The sequence below is a fragment of the Flavobacterium cerinum genome, from assembly GCF_004028155.1.
GTDB lineage: Bacteria > Bacteroidota > Bacteroidia > Flavobacteriales > Flavobacteriaceae > Flavobacterium > Flavobacterium cerinum.
In genome coordinates, this window is record NZ_SBII01000012.1 from 103,001 (window position 1) to 121,930 (window position 18,930).

The following is an 18,930-nucleotide window of genomic DNA, read 5'->3' on the forward strand; positions in this document are numbered from 1 at the left end:
GCGGCTTAAAGCCGCTTTTTTATTATACCGATTATTACTCCGGCATTAAGCCCGTTGTAATTGCTAAACGGTTCCAGCAATTAATAGTAATGATCATCATGATAACCTGAGCAACATATTTTTCACCTAAAACGGCTGTTGCCTCATTATAGGTTTTATCGGTCACATGGTTGCTGATAAGCGTTACTTCTTCTGTAAGTGCTAAAACAGCTTTCTCATCTTCTGTAAAAAAAGGAGTATCTCTCCAGGCACTAAGCGTATAAATGCGCTGTTCTGTTTCGCCATGCTTACGGGCATCTTTAGTGTGCATGTCAAGACAAAAAGCACAACCGTTAATTTGTGATGCCCTTATTTTGATAAGCTCTTTATGAGTTTTAGTTAATTGTGTAGAGGCAATATATTTTTCGAGTGCCAATAATGCATTATAACCTTCCGGTTCTACTGCAGCTAGATTCATTCTTTTGTGCATAATGTTGACGATTTAATTTGTTCACTACAAATCTCCGACATATGATTTCCAAAAAACTTAAAGTAGATTAAGAAATGAATTTATTCTTTCTTAGCTCTTAACTTACTTAAAAATTCGGGGGTTATACCTAAAAAAGAAGCCAATAAATATTGTGGAATCCTCTGAACAAATTCAGGAAACCTACTATTCATAAGATTGTACTGCTCTTCTCCGGTAAGATTAAATATGTAATGAATACGCATAAGCTGTGCCGAATAGGCTTTTTCTGCAACGACTCTAAAATAGCGTTCCAATTTTGGGATCTTAGAGAACAGTTCTTCTACAACCTTTTTATGAAGTACTACAACTTGAGAATTTTCTACCGCCTGAATGTTAAATCCTGAAGGCTGGCCCGATTTAAAACTAACATAATCTGTAATCCACCAATTCTCTATACCAAACTGTATTACCTGCTCCACTCCCTTGGAGGTATTAATGTACATCCTGAAACAGCCTTTTATGATGAAATAATTCTCTGTACATACCTGCCCTTCTTTTAGCAAATGTTCTTTTTTCTTTACATCACGAATTGTTAGAGAGGAAGTAAGTATTTCTTCCTCAGCTGGAGTAAGCAAAACGTGTTTGTTTATATGTGTAATAATTGCTTCAAACATTTGGCAGGATCGTGTAAAAGTGAAAAATGAATGGTGTTTGTTTCATCCTATTAACAGTAAAGGTTCCTTCTTAGGTTTATAAAAATGTGTAACTTGCGCACCACAATAACAAATATATCCAAAATATGAGATTATTACGACTGCTAGTCCTATTACTTGTCCTGCCTGCCTATTCACAACAAGGCGGTATGTGGATACCATCCCTGCTTAAGGGAATGAATGAAAAAGAGATGAAGAGCCTTGGCATGAAAATGACAGCGGCAGACATTTATGATGTAAACAACTCCAGCCTTAAAGATGCCGTACCGCAATTTAACGGTGGGTGTACATCGGAAGTTATATCATCTAAAGGATTGCTATTAACAAACCACCACTGTGGTTTTGGCGAAATACAATCACATTCTACCGTAGACCACGACTATCTTACTGATGGTTTTTGGGCTATGACACAGGAGCAGGAATTACCTAACCCCGATCTTGAGGTTACTTTTATTGTACGCATAGAAGATGTTACAAATCAGGTTCTGGAAGGTGTAAGCACGCTTACTAACGAAAAAGACAAACAGAAAAAAATACAGGAGAACATTACCCGCCTTACCAATACTTTACCTAAAGAATCATGGCAGGGAAACAGCATTCGTACTTTTTATGAAGGTAACCAGTACATGCGTTTTGTAACCGAATCGTTTACCGATGTGCGCCTTGTAGGAGCGCCGCCATCATCAATAGGGAAATTTGGATCGGATACAGACAACTGGGTCTGGCCAAGGCATACAGGAGATTTTTCTCTTTTCAGGATCTATGCAGGCAAAGACAACCGCCCTGCAAAATATTCTAAAGACAATGTACCTTATACACCTAAACATTACTTCCCTGTATCTATTGGCGGTATAAAACAAGATGATTTTACACTTGTGTTTGGTTACCCGGGCAGAACTACAGAATATCTTCCTGCCGTTGCAGTACAGCAAATTGTAACCTCTCTTAATCCTGCTAAAATAGAACTTAGAGATGCTGCTCTTAAAGTAGCTGACGGATTTATGCGTAAAGACAACGCTATAAAAATACAGTATGCTGCAAAATATGCAGGTATTGCTAACTATTGGAAAAAATGGATAGGCGAAACACAAGGCCTTAAAAAATCGAATGCCATAGCGATTAAAAAAGCATATGAAAAAGATTTTATGAACTGGGTTGCTAAAGCCGGAAAACAGGCAGAATATGGAAACCTTCTGTCGGATTTTGAAAAAAATTATGCCGAAATAGCTCCTTATGCTTTAAGCAGAGATTATTTCATGGAAGTAGTTTTACGTAATACTGAGCTTTTATCTATTGGATACAAACTTTACCAATTGGAGCAGGTATACAATGCCCGGGGCGAGCAATCGTTTAACGACCGTAGAAACAATACCATTGCAGCTCTTGAAGAAACGTATAAAGATTTCAACAAAAATGTAGACGAGAAAGTATTCGAACAGCTTATAGAACTGTATGCTGCAAAATCGCCAAAACAATTTTTACCAAACGAACTTGTTGGTGCTAATATAAAAACGATGACCACTGAAGTTTACGGCCAGTCTAAACTTACATCATACAGCGGTACTAAAGAATTATTAAATGGCGATGCTAAAACCGTAATGACCAAGCTGAATGAAGATAAAGGTTATAAACTTGTAAAAGCACTTGCTGAGGCATACATGAATAAAGTAGGACCTAAATATGACGAGATCAACTTAAAGATTGCAGCATTACAGCGTACTTACATGAAAGGTATACTGGAACTTAGCCCTAAAGACGCACGTATTTTCCCTGATGCTAACAGTACACTTAGGGTAACTTATGGCAAAGTAAATGGCTATGCTCCTAAAGACGCAACCTACTATGAGCCGGTAACGTATCTTGGTGGTGTTATGGAAAAATACATCCCTGGCGATTATGAGTTTGATGTACCTCAAAAACTAATTGACCTTTATAACAAAAAGGACTACGGTCAATATGGCGAAAACGGTAAAATGCCGGTTTGCTTTATAGGTACAAACCATACTACAGGAGGAAACTCCGGAAGCCCTGCTATTGACGCAAAAGGCAACCTTATTGGTCTTAACTTTGACCGTGTATGGGAAGGAACTATGAGTGACATTCATTATGACCCTACAATTTGCCGTAACATCATGGTAGACATGCGTTATGTACTATTCATTATCGATAAATATGCAGGAGCTAAACGCCTTATTGACGAAATGAAAATAGTAAACGGAAAAGGAAAATAATATTCCTTTGTAATAACTAAAAATATTGGGTTTGGTTTTAAAACGCTTTATTGAGAATTAGCAGAAGAGGCACGTAAGGCTTATATGATGTTAAAAATCAAAAACAAGCACTCAATCAACTGATAATCAGTTATAAAAGATTTAAAAAAAAATTCATCATAAATATTTTGTGATATTAAAAAATTTATATCTTTGCTCCGAATTAATAATTAACCTTTATAATTTAGTAAGATGAAAAAAGTTGTTTTAAGCCTTGCATTAGTAGCTATGATGAGTGTTTCTTTTGTTTCTTGTAAAGAAACTGCTAAAGAAGAAGCTCCAGTTGAAGAAACTGTAGTTGAAGAAACTCCAGCTGTTGAAGAAACTCCTGCTGTTGATACTACTGCTGTTGAGACTGTTGAAGCTGCTACTCCAGCTGCTGCTCCTGCTCACTAAGAATTAGCAAGACTAGTAAAGTATAAGAAGCTCCGCATTGCGGGGCTTTTTTTATTTACCTGCTAGTAAATTCTACAAACAGCCCGGTTCTAAAAATTTAGGTAATTATATACCAGTTTACACTTGTTGATTGTTTTTATAACCTTTAAAATTATTTTTTCATTTTTTATAAGCTTAATATTTGTATTTAATTGATTTTGTATAACTTAGCACTATAATAGCTCAATGAGCAAATAATATTCGACTATGTACAATTTGAGTGACTAAAAAAGCCAAAAAAAGTCAGAATAAAAATACAAGGTATTTTTGGACTGAAAAGAACTATGAGACTACAATGTATACCTTTATTAAGGTATTAATTATTGTAAGTGTAACAATTATCATGTTAAATACCGATATCGTTACAGTTATAGGATATATAACTATAACGGGACTAATGAATAAAATTTTGTATCCTAAATAGAGTTACTTAAATATAAAGTTTAATATTTGTTCAGAGAAATCTGGAGACAATAAAGCCCCTCACTACAGGGGCTTTATTTATTCTTAGGATTAAATTTAAGTGCTTTAAGCAAGAGTTTATCGAACTCTGATAGCTCCTGTTCAGGAAGTTCTAAATCTTTGAGTCTGATGCAATATACAGGCTCATTATTTTCACCTATAGGTAATGGTATTGCTTTTGTTTCTTCTAAATCTATTGCTAATAGTTTTTGAAGGTCTTTAATACAGAAGTACCATTCACCATTAAATTCAGCTCTTTTTATGCTGTCATTTTTTAGTAAAGCCTCTTCGGTTATATTATGCATTTATAAGTTCTTTATATTTTGTTCTTATGCCAGAGTTCAAAAGTAACAAATTAAATCTTTCGCTATTTTGAACTTGTCTTAAATTATATCTGAATACAAATTCATCAACATACTTTTGCATGTGTTTTCTTGACCACCAATTATAAATACCATTATAGCTTCTTTTTAGAATGCCCCAAAACCCTTCTATTGTATTACTGTGTATTTCGGGATTATCATAAGAAACATATTGTTTTTTCCCGTGGTCGACTACATGATGGTCATACATGCTGTGTAAGCCTCTATATGCGTGCCATTCGTCAGAAATAAGTACACTGTCTTTGGCTACATGCTGTTTTATTATAGGTTGTATTGTCTTTGCTTGTGTATTTGGTACGACAAAAGCTCTGACATTGCCACCTCTTTCCAATAAACCAAGTACGGGAGTCTTATCTTTAAAACTTCTGCCTTGTGATTGAGCTACCTTTTTATCCTTATGTCTGTTTTTGTTTTTTCCTCCTACAAATGTTTCGTCTGCTTCAATTATACCTTCTAAAGGTTTGTCATTATCAATTCCAAAACAAGCACGTATTCTTTGCAACATAAACCAAGCTGTTTTTTGAGTTACGTTGATTTCTTTAGAAAGTTGAATTGATGATATACCTTTCTTATAAGAACAAACAAGCCATATAGCTAAAAACCATTTTTGCAATTCAACTTTAGTATTGTCAAACATTGTGCTTGTTTTTACATTGAAATACTTGCCAGTATTCTTACATCTGTAACGATTGTCTTTGCATTTGTACACCTTTGACGATGGGTCAAAAGGACTAACAATACCTCTATACCATAAGATTTTCTCTAAATGGTTTATACAACTTTGCTCGTCAGGAAAAGCCTTAACGAGTTCAAGCATCGATTTAAATTCAGTTACAAACATAGAAATATAGTTATACTACAAAATTACACAAAATAACCACTTAAGTGTAACAATCTACTAATAAAAATATCTTAAATTTTACTATCTTTGAATTGAAAACATATCGTACGCATACATTTATTGCCAGCCACAAATTACCACCCTGTTTAGCTAAACCAATAATGTATATAGTACGCCAATTTGGCGTGGCTATATCATTGGCTTTAGTGGGTTGTGGTAAACCTGTGGTGGCTTTGGTAGATGCCACGCTTTAATTATTAATTAATCACAAATTACCACCGTTATGAGAAAAACTATTCTCCTTTTTTCAGCATTTTTAATGCTTGCTTGTTCAAGTTCAGATGACAACAATTCAGAAGTAGTTAATCCTGAAAATGAAATCAATGTTCCAACATGGCTTACAGGTCTATACAAAGCCGACAATCTATTTTCACAATTTCCTTACCCAAAATCACACGCCTACAGCCTGAATTTTTCAACTAATGACATTGTTGTTAAGGGTGTAGCAACAAGTGAAACCAAAAGCATGAAAGCTTTTATTGATAGCTTAAAAACTATTGATAAGTTGGTATCTGTTGAAGAAACCAGTACGGCTAACACCTACAAAATCATAGTTAGTTACAAGAACACTGAAAGCCTTGCCGTTGACCCTGACAGATTTATCTATACAATTGACCCAGTTGAAGGTGTAGCAGGAAAAATCAATGTAGAGTACTATTATGTTGAGAAAGGCAGTGCCTATGATTATGGAACTGTAAGATATACAAAACAATAAGCTATGAATATAGCTAGTAATTTTATAGCTTTACAATACCGTACAGGTTCAAGTCCTGAAACAGGTGCAATTGTAATAGGAGCGTTAATTGTAGGGGTTGTTCTCTATTACATTAATAAACGTAAAAACAAAGACAACTAAATCAATTATTATGGCGTTCAGAGACGAATTAGAAAAACAAGTTAATACAAGCCTGATTATCGCAAGCATTAAAATAAAGGCGTTAAAAAGTGTATTAACAGAAGAACAATTAAAAAAGTACAGTGAAACTATTTCGCAGGAGAAAGTTAAAATGCAATCCGTATTGGCAGACCTCCTAACGAAAGAAGAACTTGACGAAGCTTTAAAAGCTTTAGGTGATTAGAGTTTTTCATAATTTCTAAGTATTAAAAAAGCCACTCCAATTACGGGTGGCTTTTGTTGTTAATAGTAATTTTCTTATATTAGCCTCATAAACAACTTATTATGAAGCTTAGATTCTACCCTTTTATCCTGACAGCTATATTAGCAGTAATAAATATTTTTCTTTTGTATCGAGTTATAAACTTTGATGCTAAATACGAAGTTCTAAATAGTACACTTCATAAAGTTTTAATCAATAAAAAACTTTCTCCTTCAGAAATTGAAATACAGAAAATCAAAGAGGAAAGTTATATAAGACAACAGGAGAGAGATACAACTCTAATCCTTACAGTCTTTGCACTTTTCGCAGGTTTTACAGCATTTCTTACATTTAGAAGTTTCTCTTCCAAGGTAGAAGAACATACCGCTATTATCGATAAGAAGTATGCAGACCACGAAGCCAAGAATGATGAACAGCATAGGCGTTTGAGTAAATTAGAGAATGACTTAAATTATGAAATGTACCGACTAAAAGAAATTGAAGCGGAAAAAGCATATATAGAAGAAAGATTGGAAGGATATATATTTTACAGTATTTATGCTAATTATCATATTTATACTTGCGTACAATATAATAAGGAACAAGGCAACTCTAAAAATGCAAAAAATTTAGTTGATAGTATAAAAATCAATTTAAAACTGATGAATACTAAAATAGATAAAGTAGAAATAAATGAAAGCTATAGAAATGTTATAATAAGTCAAATTAATGGAATTAATGAAATTGGAGACCATGAAATATTTCAAACATTTAGTGAAATATATAGTAAACTTGAGTTCAAATCCGAAATCCAAGTGTAAACTAGTATATAGTTACCAAAATTTATTATTATAAAATTCAAAATTCATTCAGAATTGAATTGCTAAATTGCAGTATGAAAATTTTGATAATAGAAGACGAATCAGAAATTGCTGTTAGTATTAAAGACTACTTTAAGCCTAATGGTGTACATTGTGAAATGGCCGGAAACTACAAAGAGGCCATGGACAAGATAAATATGTATGATTACGATTGTATATTATTAGACCTCATGCTGCCTGATGGTGACGGTTTTGATATTCTAAAAGAATTAAAACTACGCAATAAGACGGAAGGCGTAATTATTATCTCGGCCAAAGAAACACTGGACACCCGTATTGAAGGCTTTAATCTGGGAGCCGACGATTACCTTACAAAACCTTTTCACCTGTCTGAACTTCTGGTAAGGATACAGGCGCTTATCAGGCGTAAAAACTTTAAAGGCAACAATATCATTACTTTTAATGAGATAAGTATTGACATCTTTGCTAAAACAGTTACCGTAAATAACAATACCTTAGATATTACAAAAAAAGAAATCGACCTCTTATTGTTCCTGATAGGCAATGAGAACAAAGTACTTTCTAAAGGAGCGATTGCCGAGCATCTTTCGGGCGATATGGCAGATATGCTGGACAACCATGATTTTGTATATGCCCACATAAAGAACCTAAAAAAGAAACTGAGCAAAGCGGGAAGCGGTGATTATATAAAAACCGTATATGGCTTGGGATACAAATGGCAAAATGACTAGAAAATTACTTAACAAAACAACATACAGCTTTCTAATCTATTCGGTTATAATATTACTGATAGCTGCGCCTGTATTTTATTTTATAAGCCAATGGCTCTACATTTATGAAACCGATGAGGTTTTACTTTTTCATAAGGGCGCTTTCGCAAAAGAAAGTAAGGAGGATTTTACTGAAAGTGATATCGCAGCCTGGAACAAATACAACCGAGATGTAGAAATTGTGGGCGATATGGGTGTAACAAAAGACTCTATTGTAGGTAAAATGCTTTTTGACTCTATTGCCAATGAAAAAGAACCATTCCGTATACTTTATTCTCCTGTAACTATAAACGGTAAAAAATTTACTTATATTGAAAAAAGCAATCTGGTGGAGATGGAAGGCATGGTCTTTAGCATCGCTTCCATGTTTATCATTATCATTATTATTCTATTGGTTGGTATCATTATCCTATCAAAACGTTTGGCGTCAAAAATCTGGAAACCTTTTTATGACACCTTAAAACAGATAGAGGATTTTGAAATCGATAAAAACAAGCCACCTCATTTTACCCCTACCAGCATCGATGAATTTGACCGTCTTAATAAAAGCCTTGAACGACTTATCGAAAAAAACACAGCCATATACAAAAGCCAGAGGGAATTTGTAGAAAATGCGGCACACGAGCTGCAAACCCCTTTAGCATTGTTCCAGACAAAAATTGATACACTGTCTCAACTTCCGAATCTTACAAAAGAGCACTCACAGCTATTGGGCTCTTTAAACAATGATGTTTCCAGGTTAAACCGCCTTAATAAAAACCTGCTGCTGTTATCTAAAATAGAAAACGACAGTTACTTTGAAAAACAGCCGGTTATACTAAATGACTACATTAAAAAACACCTTGACTTTTTTAGCGAACAGGCAAAATCTAAAAGCATATCTATTGTTGTAGAATTTAACAAACCGCTGCAAATAAACTCCAATCCTGTATTAACCGAAGTATTGATCAATAATTTATTCCTGAATGCTATAAGACATAATAGTAAAGACGGTAAAATAATAATCAGGACATCAGATAAGACGATTACATTTTCTAATACCGGACCTGAAACGTCATTAAACATCAACAAGCTATTCAATCGATTTTCAAAATCAGACCCTTCTGCACAAGGCAACGGATTAGGGCTGGCCATCGTAAAAAAGATAGTAGAATTGAACAACTGGAATATTACCTATAATTTTCAGGACGGCTTACATAGCTTTACTGTACAATTTGAATTCAGTACAACGTAATCATAAACACTACCAAATCTAATTCAAAATTAATTCAAAATTGGATTGGAAACTTGCTGACTAAAATTAGTCAGGCATGTTTAAGAGAATTCAATTATCGGGCAGGTTCACCCTGCTGTTGTATTTTATTTTTTGGTTTCTTATTGTATCACAGTTATTAAGAATTTGCTTCTTTATATGGCAGTACAGTGAAGTCTCACTGAATATTATAAACGTACTTAGAACACTGTTAACCGGTCTTTTTTTTGACATAGGGGCGGTAACTTTTATAAGCCTCCCGGCAGTTTTATATTATGTTGTACTTCCAAATAAACTAGTTGGCTCATGGCTGGATAAAATTCTAATTTGGTTTTTTACGAGCCTTACCATAGTAATACTGGTCTTTACTTTTTTTGCTGAACTTACCTTTTGGGAGGAATTTAAAACACGCTTTAATTTTATCGCGGTAGATTACCTTATTTATACCCATGAAGTTATTTCTAACATTGACCAATCGTATCCACTTCCATTATTAATAGGTGGTGTGCTGCTAATAACATTTGCTGTTTTATTCCTGTTTTACAAAAGGCTGGCATTTACCAGGACTTTTACTCAAAAAGCTTCACTTAAGCAAAGGGCAATTGTTCTTTTAACAGCTTTGATCATGGCATTAGGTTATATTGCATTTATAACAAACAACCAGGCGGAGTGGTCGGCTAACCGATACAATTCTGAAATTTCCAAAAATGGTGTGTATGCCTTTTTTGCAGCCTTCAGGAACAATCAGATGAAGTATGATGAGTTTTATACTTCCATTAAAAACGATGATGCTTTTGCCATCATTAAAAACAAGCTAAAAAGCCCTAATTCAAAATACACTAGTGACGGCTCTTGTATCCATCGAACAATAACCGACAGTCTTCCTTCGCAGGAAAAGAAAAATGTTGTGTTTATTCTTGTTGAAAGCCTTAGCGGCAGCTTTATGAAAGAATTTGGCAATCAGGAAAACATTACTCCGTTTTTAGACAGCCTGGCACAAAAAAGCGTTTTCTTCGAAAACCTGTATGCCACAGGAACACGAACTGTGAGAGGCATGGAAGCCGTAACGTTATGCATTCCGCCAACTCCGGGGCAAAGCATTGTTAAACGTCCTGAAAACGCCAATCTCTATACTGTAAACAGCATCTTTAAAGCAAAGAACTACGATTGTAATTTCTTTTATGGCGGCGATGGCTATTTTGACAATATGAACTCCTACTTTGGCGGAAATGGCTTTAATATTTATGACCGTGGCAGAGGAAGTGTATTAAGCGATAAGATCAAAACTACCCGAAACAACATTGACGACAGCGAGGTAACTTTTGAGAATGCATGGGGTATTTGCGATGAAGACATATTTAACAAAATGCTTACGGTTGCCGATAAACAGTATAAGAACAAGCAGCCCTTTTTCAACTTTGTAATGACAACTTCTAATCACAGGCCTTACACGTATCCTGATGAGAAAATTGATATACCCTCAGGATCCAGCCGTCAGGGTGCTGTTAAATATACCGACTTTGCCATTCGAGAACTATTTAAAAAAGCAAAATCGAAACCCTGGTTTAAGAATACGGTATTTGTTATTATTGCAGATCATTGTGCCAGCAGTGCCGGTAAAGACGAGATCGATGTGGCCAATTACCACATCCCAGCATTTATTGTGAACCTGCCTGAAAACAGCAATCAGAAAATTGCAAAACAATGTTCGCAAATCGACCTGTTCCCTACCCTGTTCTCTTTAATGCACTGGAATTATCAATCGGATTTCTTTGGAAAAAGTGTTTTAAACAGACAGTTTGAAGAACGTTCTTTAATGGGAACCTACAGGAAACTTGTTTTAATGAAAAAAGAAAAGGTAATGATCCTGTCCGATCAAAAAAAACAGGCTTTTTACATCTGGAATAAAAAAGACAACAGCTTAAAAGCAATACCGATAGACAAGACTTTTTTAGACGAAACGATATCATGGTACCAAACTGCCGACTATCTTTTCACGAATAAACTTTTAAAATAATGCTGTACATTCATTTTATTGTTAATCCTATTTCGGGGAAAGGTAAGCATGTTATTACACACGCTACACTAAAAACCTTTTTCCCGGCAGATATGTTCAGGATTGAAGTGGATTATACCGAATATAAAAAACACGCTACAGAGCTCACTAAAAAAGCAGCAGCTAACAATCCGGATTATATTGTAGCCTGTGGCGGTGACGGAACTATAAATGAAGTGGCTTCCTGCCTTATTAATACCTCTATTAAACTAGGCATTATCCCCGTAGGTTCGGGCAATGGGCTTTCGGCACATTTGCAAATTCCTAAAAATATAGAACAGGCACTACAGCTTATTATCACCGGGCAGAGTACTTCTATTGATGTAGGTAAACTAAATGACAAATATTTCTTCAGCAATATGGGCGTGGGTATTGATGCCATGATCATCCGGAATTATGAAAGTTCAGGAAGACGCACTTTGCTTACATATATAAAAGCTTCCTTAGCTGCCAGTATGGAATTTAAACCCCAGAAAACAGCATTATCATTTAAAAATAAAGTTGTAGAAGAAAATTCTTTTATGCTGTTCATATCCAATTCAAATGAGATGGGGTACAATATGAGCCTTACACCAAAAGCCAGCCTTAACGATGGTATGCTGGATCTGATAACCGTACCTCAGCTCTCTTTTCCTGAGAAATTAGCTTTAGGGTATTATGTGCTGCGCAACAAAGTAGATAAATTCAAAAAAGCACAACATACCTTAGTTGATAATTTACACATTGAATTGCCGGAAAAGATATTTACCGATGCCCAGATCGATGGTGAATACCATAACCTGAAAACCAACTCTCTGAAGGTTTCTATCATAAAACACGGACTGGAAGTTATAATTCCGTAATACTAAAATGCTCCCATAAACGAGTTAGCATAAAGCTTAACTTATTTATGGGAGCATTTTAATCATAACCTACACATCTGAAAATTAAAACTGTATGATAAGCACACCTCCTACCTGCGAACCATTATAAGTAGGTGCAAATGAAAAGGAGGTTTTTCTTTCTTTTGAAACATCTTTACTGCTATTACCAAAAAGCGTATCGTTAATAAAAGGATACAGCCAGTAAGCAATCTTAGTACTCAGTATTCCAATACCTGCCCCGGCAGCTACATCGGTTAGCCAGTGCCTGTTGTTTACGATCCTGAAGGCTCCGGTACCAGCTGCGACTGCATATCCTGCAATACCATACCAAACAGAGGTGTCTTTATATTCCTGCCATAAAAATTCGGCTCCTGCAAAAGCATTAGCGGTATGACCCGAAGGGAATGAATTGTTAGTCGTGCCGTCCGGTCGTTCGATTTTGGTTATCGATTTAAGCGCAAACACAGACGACGCCATAATAGCATAAGATGTAGCCATAATGATCGTCCTGTCTTTAAAACGGTTTTTTCCTTTAATTCCCATTGCATTTAACGCATATACAGAAGCAGCAGGTGCATATTGCGAAAAGTCGTCTATCGTTATTTTCTGGTCGATATCTTCTTTAACCTCATCCCGTATTTTAGTATTGATATTTTGTATCGGGTGACTTTCAAGCCCTATGAATCCATAACTCAATAATGCTGCGGGAAGAATAAGCTGTTTGTAGTTAAACTTAATGTTGTGCACACTGTCCTGTGCAGTTAACGAATCTATAACCGTAGTCTGAGCGCTAACCATTGTTATGCCCAGTAAAGAAATTAGAAGGAATTTAAACATCTGCTTTTAAATTTAAATTGATAGTAGGGAATTATGTAAAAGCGTAGTTTTTCTCCATGTCTAATGTTTGGTTTTTAGATTAATGATTTGCGTGATCCTATTATTATGGAGCGAAATTCAATAGCAATTTTGAAGAAATTCTGTATTTCCGAATTTTCAATTAAAATTTTCAAATACCTTTAAACATTCAGAATTAATTCAGAATTGACGTATAATTTGGCCGAAAATTATACAGAGTAATGACCGTAGCTTAAATGAATACTTATGCAGAATTTAAAACTGGTCTTATCTACTTTTATCGCTGTATCAGCATTAGTTTCCTGTAATTCTTCTAACACTAACAAAGGAGTTGTTCCAGAAATTAAAAACAACAGCACAGTCATTTTTACATCGGGGACATGGCATGTTTCAAACTTTGTAAAAGATGGCATTGATAAAAAAGAGAGCTATGCTGCTTATGTCTTTGAATTTATGCCAAACCACCACGTAACCGCTAAACGAGGCGATATTATTTACAAAGGCAGCTGGGAAATTATAAATGATGGGATTACAGATGATGCACCCGTTACAGACCTCGATCTTATCCTTGATTTTAAAAGACAGGCGAATGTCTCGCAGCTTAACGGCGAGTGGATGATTGAAGAAAAGGCTCCTCTAAAAGTCGAACTAAATAACATTAGTAGTGATCATAACAAAGTAGACCATCTTGCTTTTCAAAAGAGTTAGCAGGAGAAATTATGCAATATTTTTATGAGTAATCTTTTTTAGAAGTGCTTTTTTAAAACGTAAAAGTGAGATATAATGAAAAGGAGCATGAAAAGGTGATCTTTTATTATGCCCGGCAACAGCATATCTGTTTATATAGGCATTTTCATTATCAAACAAAATAGTAGTTTCTTTAATTCCTCCCCAACGGGTACTTTCTATAGCATTCTTAATCTTCTTTGAGCCTGTTATACTTCTTGTCTCAGGAAAGTGTAGTTTTAAAGATTCGATAACTGCATTTTTATTGTACTTTAAGCCACCGCCTTCAATACAAATTAGCTTCCCCTTTAAATACCAGCCCAGAAGTAACCATAAACCCATTATTAAGAAGAAGGTATCTAAAAAAGGATCAGGTGAATGTCTTGTTATTATCCCAAAAAAAAGGCAAATTGAAATTACAGGAAATACTAAACAAAAAGCAGCATCCACTACAATATCATATACCTTGCCTAAACCCTGGTCATAAAGTATCCTACCGTATTTTATACTTGTGTTAATATTTACATCGTCTATTCTCATGCTCTAAAATTCTAATAACTATATAAAATAAAAAAGCCCTAAACTTTCGTTTAAGGCTTTTTGTACTCAAGGCGGGACTTGAACCCGCACGGGCATTACTACCCACTGGATTTTAAGTCCAGCGTGTCTACCAATTCCACCACTCGAGCATAATAAGGTAGTTTGAGCGAAAAACGGGATTCGAACCCGCGACCTCAACCTTGGCAAGGTTGCGCTCTACCAACTGAGCTATTTTCGCATTATTTCAATTTTCACTACTGTTTGTATCAGTAATTCGAGTGCAAATGTAGCACTTAATTTCAATCCTACAAGGGTTTTCGAAAAAAAAATTCACATAAAAATATAACCCTCTGATAACCTTAATTTTAAAATTGAAACTTTTTTTTACCCTTTATTTTACCAGCATCCTTTTTATCTCGTTCAGTTTCATCAGGGCTTCAACCGGAGTTAGGGTATTGATGTCAATATTCAGGATTTCTTCTTTAATTTCTTCCAATAACGGATCGTCAAGATTAAAGAAGCTCAACTGCAATTCGTCTTTGTCCTGAGTTTTTTTATTACCCAATGCCTCACTCGAATGATTTTTTTCCAGCTTCTTAAGCATCTTCTGTGCCTTCTGGATCACGGTTTGTGGCATTCCCGCCATCTTGGCTACGTGAATACCAAAACTGTGTGCACTCCCTCCTTTTACAAGCTTACGGATAAACAGCACAGTATCTTTTAATTCTTTTACCGATACATTGTAGTTTTGTATGCGGTCAAAAATATCCTGCATTTCGTTTAGCTCATGGTAATGTGTAGCAAACAGTGTTTTTGGCTGTGCCGGATGCTCGTGCAAAAATTCGGCTATGGCCCAGGCTATCGAGATACCATCATAAGTACTGGTACCACGACCTATCTCATCGAGCAGGATAAGGCTCCTGTCGGATATATTGTTAAGGATGCTTGCCGTTTCGTTCATCTCTACCATAAAGGTCGATTCACCCATAGAAATATTATCTGATGCTCCTACCCTTGTAAAGATTTTGTCTACGATACCCATGCGCACGCTCTCGGCCGGGACAAAGCTTCCCATTTGTGCTAAAAGCACAATAAGCGCCGTTTGACGCAGTATTGCCGACTTACCCGACATGTTGGGTCCGGTGATCATAATAATTTGCTGAGAGGACCTGTCAAGAAAAACATCATTGGTTATATATGGCGTTCCAACAGGTAATTGTTTTTCGATTACCGGGTGGCGGCCTTCTTTAATTTCGAGTTCAAAACTATCATCGATTTCAGGACACACATATTTGTTTTCTATCGCCAACTGTGCAAACGATGCCAGACAGTCCATCTGGGCTACAAGGCTAGCATTAAGCTGTACCGGTTTTATATAGGTTGATACCCAAACCACCAACTGGTCGAACAATTGGGTTTCCAATGCGTGTATCTTTTCTTCGGCTCCTAATATCTTTGTTTCATATTCTTTAAGCTCTTCGGTAATATAGCGTTCTGCATTTACCAAAGTCTGCTTACGGATCCATTCGGTAGGCACTTTATCTTTATGCGTATTCCTTACCTCGATATAATAGCCAAACACATTGTTGAAGGATATTTTTAACGAAGATATCCCTGTACGTTCTGACTCTCTTTTCTCAATCCCTTCCAGATATTCTTTACCCGAATGGGAAATATTTCTCAGGTCATCAAGTTCCGGATGAATACCTTTAGCAATAGCATTCCCTTTGTTGATGGATACCGGTGCTTCCGGGTTCAGGGTTGTTTTTATTTTTTCACGAAGCAGTTCGCAGGCATGAAGGCTGTCGCCGATAGCTTTTAATGCTTCGTTCTTACTTTCCAGTGCCAGTTGTTTGATCGGTACTATGGCATCAAGCGAATCTTTAAGATTAACGACCTCACGCGGTGAAACTTTACCGGTAGCTATTTTAGAAATAAGCCTTTCCAGATCGGAGATTTGTTTTATTTGCTGCTGAATTTTACTCAGCATCGTATCGTTTTCTTTAAGATAAGAGACCACCTCATGGCGCGCCCTTACTTTATTAGCATCTTTAAGCGGTAATGCCAGCCAGCGTTTTAACAGGCGGCTGCCCATAGGCGATAATGTCTTATCGATAACATCCAATAAAGTTACAGCATTAAGGTTCGGGCTTTGATACAACTCAAGGTTACGGATCGTAAAACGGTCCATCCACACATAAGCATCTTCTGCAATACGCTGAATGGTGGTTATGTGCTGTACTTTGTTGTGCTGTGTTTCAGACAGGTAATACAACACCGCACCCGATGCGATGATACCTTCCTGCAGCTCCTCTACCCCAAAACCTTTAAGGGAATTGGTACCAAAGTGCGAAGTAAGATTGTCAAAAGCATAGTCTTCTTTATACACCCAGTCTTCCAAATAAAACGTATGGTAATCATCACCAAATGTATCCCTGAAATTATTTTTTTCGTTTTTAGGCACCAGTACTTCGCTTGGGCTAAAATTTTGTAACAGCTTATCAATATATTCTTCATTACCCTGCGCCGTAAGGAATTCTCCCGTAGACACATCCAGGAATGAGATCCCTAAACTTTTTCGGCCAAAGTAAACTGATGCTAAAAAGTTGTTAGATTTAGAATGCAGTACCTCATCGTTCATAGAAACACCCGGAGTAACCAGTTCTGTCACGCCACGTTTCACGATAGTCTTTGTCATTTTGGGATCTTCCAACTGGTCACATATTGCTACACGTAATCCCGCTTTTACCAGTTTTGGCAAATAGGTATTTAACGAATGATGCGGGAAACCACACAATGCTGTTTCGGTTTCGCTTCCTGCTCCTCTTTTGGTAAGCACAATACCTAATATTCCTGCTGCCCTTACAGCATCTGCACCAAAGGTTTCATAAAAGTCGCCCACACGAAACAACAGGCAGGCATCAGGGTATTTTGCCTTGATCTCGTTATACTGTTTCATTAACGGGGTTTCTTTCGGTGCTTTTTCTTTAGTAGCCAATGGGAATGAGATTTTAATTTGCTTAGAGGGCGAAGTTACTTAAATTCTGAAAGACTTAAATGTGATGTTGGTAAATCGTGGATAACTTAACCCATCTTTAAAATATCCTTACATTTGCCATTATCTATTTCCTTTTATTACATGAGAAAACTGGCCAACAGCGAACTGGGACGAATGAGCATTGCCGATTTTAAAGATGCTGAGAAAACACCACTAATATTAATACTGGACGACATTAGAAGCCTTCATAATATAGGCTCGGTATTTCGTACTGCCGATGCTTTCCTTATCGAAAAGATATACCTGTGCGGCATAACTGCCGTGCCACCCAATAAAGAAATACACAAAACCGCACTGGGTGCTACTGATACTGTTACCTGGGAATACAATAAAGATGTACTTGAAGTAATCACTGTACTGCAAAAAGAAAATGTAGATGTCTGGGCTATAGAACAGGTAGACGATTCTGTTTATTTACAGGATTTCAGTCCGGAAAAGGATAAAAAATATGCACTTGTTTTTGGCAACGAAGTAAAAGGTGTATCGCAGGAAGCAATAAAACTATGCAGTGGTACAATAGAAATACCTCAACTGGGCACGAAACACTCATTGAACATATCTGTAAGTGCCGGGATCGTAGTCTGGGATATTTTCCAGAAGTACTACACCCCTGCCAACTAAACCGGTTTTTGTAAAGCCAATTTTAAAAGATCCGCCGGATCATGCAAAACATGATCCGGCTTATTGTTTTTAAGCACCTGCTCATTGTCATACCCCCAGCTTACCCACGCTACTTTAACATTGCTTTTTCGGCAGGCAATAACATCGCGAAGCTCATCACCCACATACAATATTTCCGATGGGTCAAGTTTCTTTTCTTTGAGGAATTTATTTAAAAGCACGTGTTTTCCGAAGACGCTTCGGGAACAGTAAACATTCTTATTTGCAATTCCTTTCAATTCAAAAAACTGTGCTATGTTCTTTTTAGAATTAGAAGAAAGCACGGCATATTTAATATTGTTCATGGCTAATGAACCTAACAATTGCTCTATGTCTTTATTGAATTCCAATTGCGGAATAGCATCTTTGTATTTTTTAATTACAGCCGATACCAAAAACGGAATTCTGTACAACGGAACATTAAGGCATTTGCAGCGTTCGCTAATACTCATACTTCGAAGATGGGGCAAATTATCTTCGGTCATTAAAGCATAACCGTGTTTAACCGCCAGTTCATTATATAGCGAAATAAAAATGCTGCGGCTGTCTACCAGCGTGCCATCAAAATCGAAGACAATGTATTTATAAGGCTGCATAAA

Annotated in this window: 20 protein-coding genes and 2 tRNA genes; 12 read left to right on the plus strand and 10 right to left on the minus strand. The window is 36.2% G+C overall.

Going from position 1 to position 18,930, the window contains the following annotated elements; translation table 11 throughout:
- Positions 1-34: 34 nt before the first annotated feature.
- Positions 35-469 (minus strand): carboxymuconolactone decarboxylase family protein, encoded by a 435-nt coding sequence (locus tag EPI11_RS15645; protein WP_128390923.1) that lies wholly within the window; start codon positions 467-469, stop codon positions 35-37.
- 80 nt (positions 470-549) lie between these two features.
- A complete protein-coding gene (locus EPI11_RS15650; RefSeq protein WP_128390924.1) occupies positions 550-1,122 on the minus strand; it encodes a Crp/Fnr family transcriptional regulator in 573 nt (190 codons plus the stop codon).
- Between the two features lie 125 nt (positions 1,123-1,247).
- On the opposite strand from EPI11_RS15650, the gene EPI11_RS15655 reads away from it, so the two are divergent.
- Both EPI11_RS15655 and EPI11_RS15660 read left to right on the plus strand, forming a co-directional pair.
- On the plus strand, positions 1,248-3,392 hold the full coding sequence (locus EPI11_RS15655) for a S46 family peptidase (protein WP_128390925.1): 2,145 nt from the start codon (positions 1,248-1,250) through the stop codon (positions 3,390-3,392).
- Between the two features lie 231 nt (positions 3,393-3,623).
- Positions 3,624-3,827: a hypothetical protein gene (locus tag EPI11_RS15660; RefSeq protein ID WP_128390926.1), complete on the plus strand. Its 204-nt coding sequence runs from the start codon at positions 3,624-3,626 to the stop codon at positions 3,825-3,827.
- Between the two features lie 536 nt (positions 3,828-4,363).
- On the opposite strand, the gene EPI11_RS15665 is transcribed toward EPI11_RS15660, so the two are convergent.
- Together EPI11_RS15665 and EPI11_RS15670 are read right to left on the minus strand one after the other, a co-directional pair.
- A complete protein-coding gene (locus EPI11_RS15665) occupies positions 4,364-4,633 on the minus strand; it encodes a hypothetical protein (RefSeq protein WP_128390927.1) in 270 nt (89 codons plus the stop codon).
- Positions 4,626-5,552 (minus strand): IS1595 family transposase, encoded by a 927-nt coding sequence (locus EPI11_RS15670; RefSeq protein ID WP_128390928.1) that lies wholly within the window; start codon positions 5,550-5,552, stop codon positions 4,626-4,628. The genes EPI11_RS15665 and EPI11_RS15670 overlap by 8 nt, the downstream gene beginning before the upstream one ends.
- A 283-nt stretch (positions 5,553-5,835) precedes the next feature.
- Here EPI11_RS15670 and EPI11_RS15675 point away from each other — a divergent pair, with 283 nt between their 5' ends.
- The 8 genes from EPI11_RS15675 (at position 5,836) to EPI11_RS15710 (ending at position 12,471) form a co-directional block, all read left to right on the plus strand.
- Positions 5,836-6,327: a hypothetical protein gene (locus EPI11_RS15675; protein ID WP_128390929.1), complete on the plus strand. Its 492-nt coding sequence runs from the start codon at positions 5,836-5,838 to the stop codon at positions 6,325-6,327.
- A 3-nt stretch (positions 6,328-6,330) separates the two neighbouring features.
- Positions 6,331-6,468, plus strand: a complete 138-nt coding sequence (locus tag EPI11_RS15680; protein ID WP_128390930.1) for an LPXTG cell wall anchor domain-containing protein — start codon at positions 6,331-6,333, stop codon at positions 6,466-6,468.
- 10 nt (positions 6,469-6,478) lie between these two features.
- Positions 6,479-6,691 (plus strand): hypothetical protein, encoded by a 213-nt coding sequence (locus EPI11_RS15685; protein ID WP_128390931.1) that lies wholly within the window; start codon positions 6,479-6,481, stop codon positions 6,689-6,691.
- A gap of 101 nt (positions 6,692-6,792) precedes the next feature.
- Positions 6,793-7,530, plus strand: coding sequence for a hypothetical protein (locus tag EPI11_RS15690; protein ID WP_128390932.1), 738 nt, complete (start codon positions 6,793-6,795; stop codon positions 7,528-7,530).
- Positions 7,531-7,604: 74 nt separating this feature from the next.
- Positions 7,605-8,282: a response regulator transcription factor gene (locus EPI11_RS15695; protein ID WP_128390933.1), complete on the plus strand. Its 678-nt coding sequence runs from the start codon at positions 7,605-7,607 to the stop codon at positions 8,280-8,282.
- The gene (locus tag EPI11_RS15700) at positions 8,275-9,555 is read left to right on the plus strand and encodes a sensor histidine kinase (protein WP_241657646.1); all 1,281 of its coding nucleotides are present in this window, start codon (positions 8,275-8,277) and stop codon (positions 9,553-9,555) included. Before EPI11_RS15695 ends, EPI11_RS15700 begins: the two co-directional genes overlap by 8 nt.
- A gap of 76 nt (positions 9,556-9,631) precedes the next feature.
- The gene (locus EPI11_RS15705) at positions 9,632-11,590 is read left to right on the plus strand and encodes an LTA synthase family protein (protein WP_128390935.1); all 1,959 of its coding nucleotides are present in this window, start codon (positions 9,632-9,634) and stop codon (positions 11,588-11,590) included.
- Positions 11,590-12,471, plus strand: coding sequence for a diacylglycerol/lipid kinase family protein (locus EPI11_RS15710; RefSeq protein ID WP_128390936.1), 882 nt, complete (start codon positions 11,590-11,592; stop codon positions 12,469-12,471). Before EPI11_RS15705 ends, EPI11_RS15710 begins: the two co-directional genes overlap by 1 nt.
- Positions 12,472-12,555: 84 nt before the next feature.
- Here EPI11_RS15710 and EPI11_RS15715 read toward each other — a convergent pair whose 3' ends face one another.
- Positions 12,556-13,329 carry a phosphatase PAP2 family protein gene (locus EPI11_RS15715; RefSeq protein ID WP_128390937.1) on the minus strand — a complete coding sequence of 258 codons (774 nt, stop codon included), beginning with the start codon at positions 13,327-13,329 and terminating at the stop codon, positions 12,556-12,558.
- 264 nt (positions 13,330-13,593) lie between these two features.
- Between EPI11_RS15715 and EPI11_RS15720 the strand changes: the two genes are divergently transcribed.
- Entirely contained in the window at positions 13,594-14,055 is a 462-nt protein-coding gene (locus EPI11_RS15720; protein ID WP_128390938.1) for a hypothetical protein, read from the plus strand.
- A 9-nt stretch (positions 14,056-14,064) separates the two neighbouring features.
- On the opposite strand, the gene EPI11_RS15725 is transcribed toward EPI11_RS15720, so the two are convergent.
- From EPI11_RS15725 to mutS, 4 genes are all read right to left on the minus strand, one after another.
- Positions 14,065-14,613 (minus strand): hypothetical protein, encoded by a 549-nt coding sequence (locus EPI11_RS15725; protein ID WP_128390939.1) that lies wholly within the window; start codon positions 14,611-14,613, stop codon positions 14,065-14,067.
- Positions 14,614-14,676: 63 nt separating this feature from the next.
- Positions 14,677-14,762, minus strand: a tRNA-Leu gene (locus EPI11_RS15730).
- 16 nt (positions 14,763-14,778) lie between these two features.
- Positions 14,779-14,851 (minus strand) — tRNA-Gly (locus EPI11_RS15735).
- Between the two features lie 153 nt (positions 14,852-15,004).
- Complete coding sequence (mutS, locus tag EPI11_RS15740) at positions 15,005-17,611, minus strand: DNA mismatch repair protein MutS (RefSeq protein ID WP_128390940.1); 2,607 nt, start codon at positions 17,609-17,611, stop codon at positions 15,005-15,007.
- A gap of 141 nt (positions 17,612-17,752) precedes the next feature.
- Here mutS and EPI11_RS15745 point away from each other — a divergent pair, with 141 nt between their 5' ends.
- Positions 17,753-18,292 carry an RNA methyltransferase gene (locus EPI11_RS15745; protein ID WP_128390941.1) on the plus strand — a complete coding sequence of 180 codons (540 nt, stop codon included), beginning with the start codon at positions 17,753-17,755 and terminating at the stop codon, positions 18,290-18,292.
- On the opposite strand, the gene EPI11_RS15750 is transcribed toward EPI11_RS15745, so the two are convergent.
- Positions 18,289-18,927: an HAD hydrolase-like protein gene (locus EPI11_RS15750; RefSeq protein WP_128390942.1), complete on the minus strand. Its 639-nt coding sequence runs from the start codon at positions 18,925-18,927 to the stop codon at positions 18,289-18,291. The two genes, EPI11_RS15745 and EPI11_RS15750, sit on opposite strands and share 4 nt — an antisense overlap.
- Between the last annotated feature and the right edge of the window lie 3 nt (positions 18,928-18,930).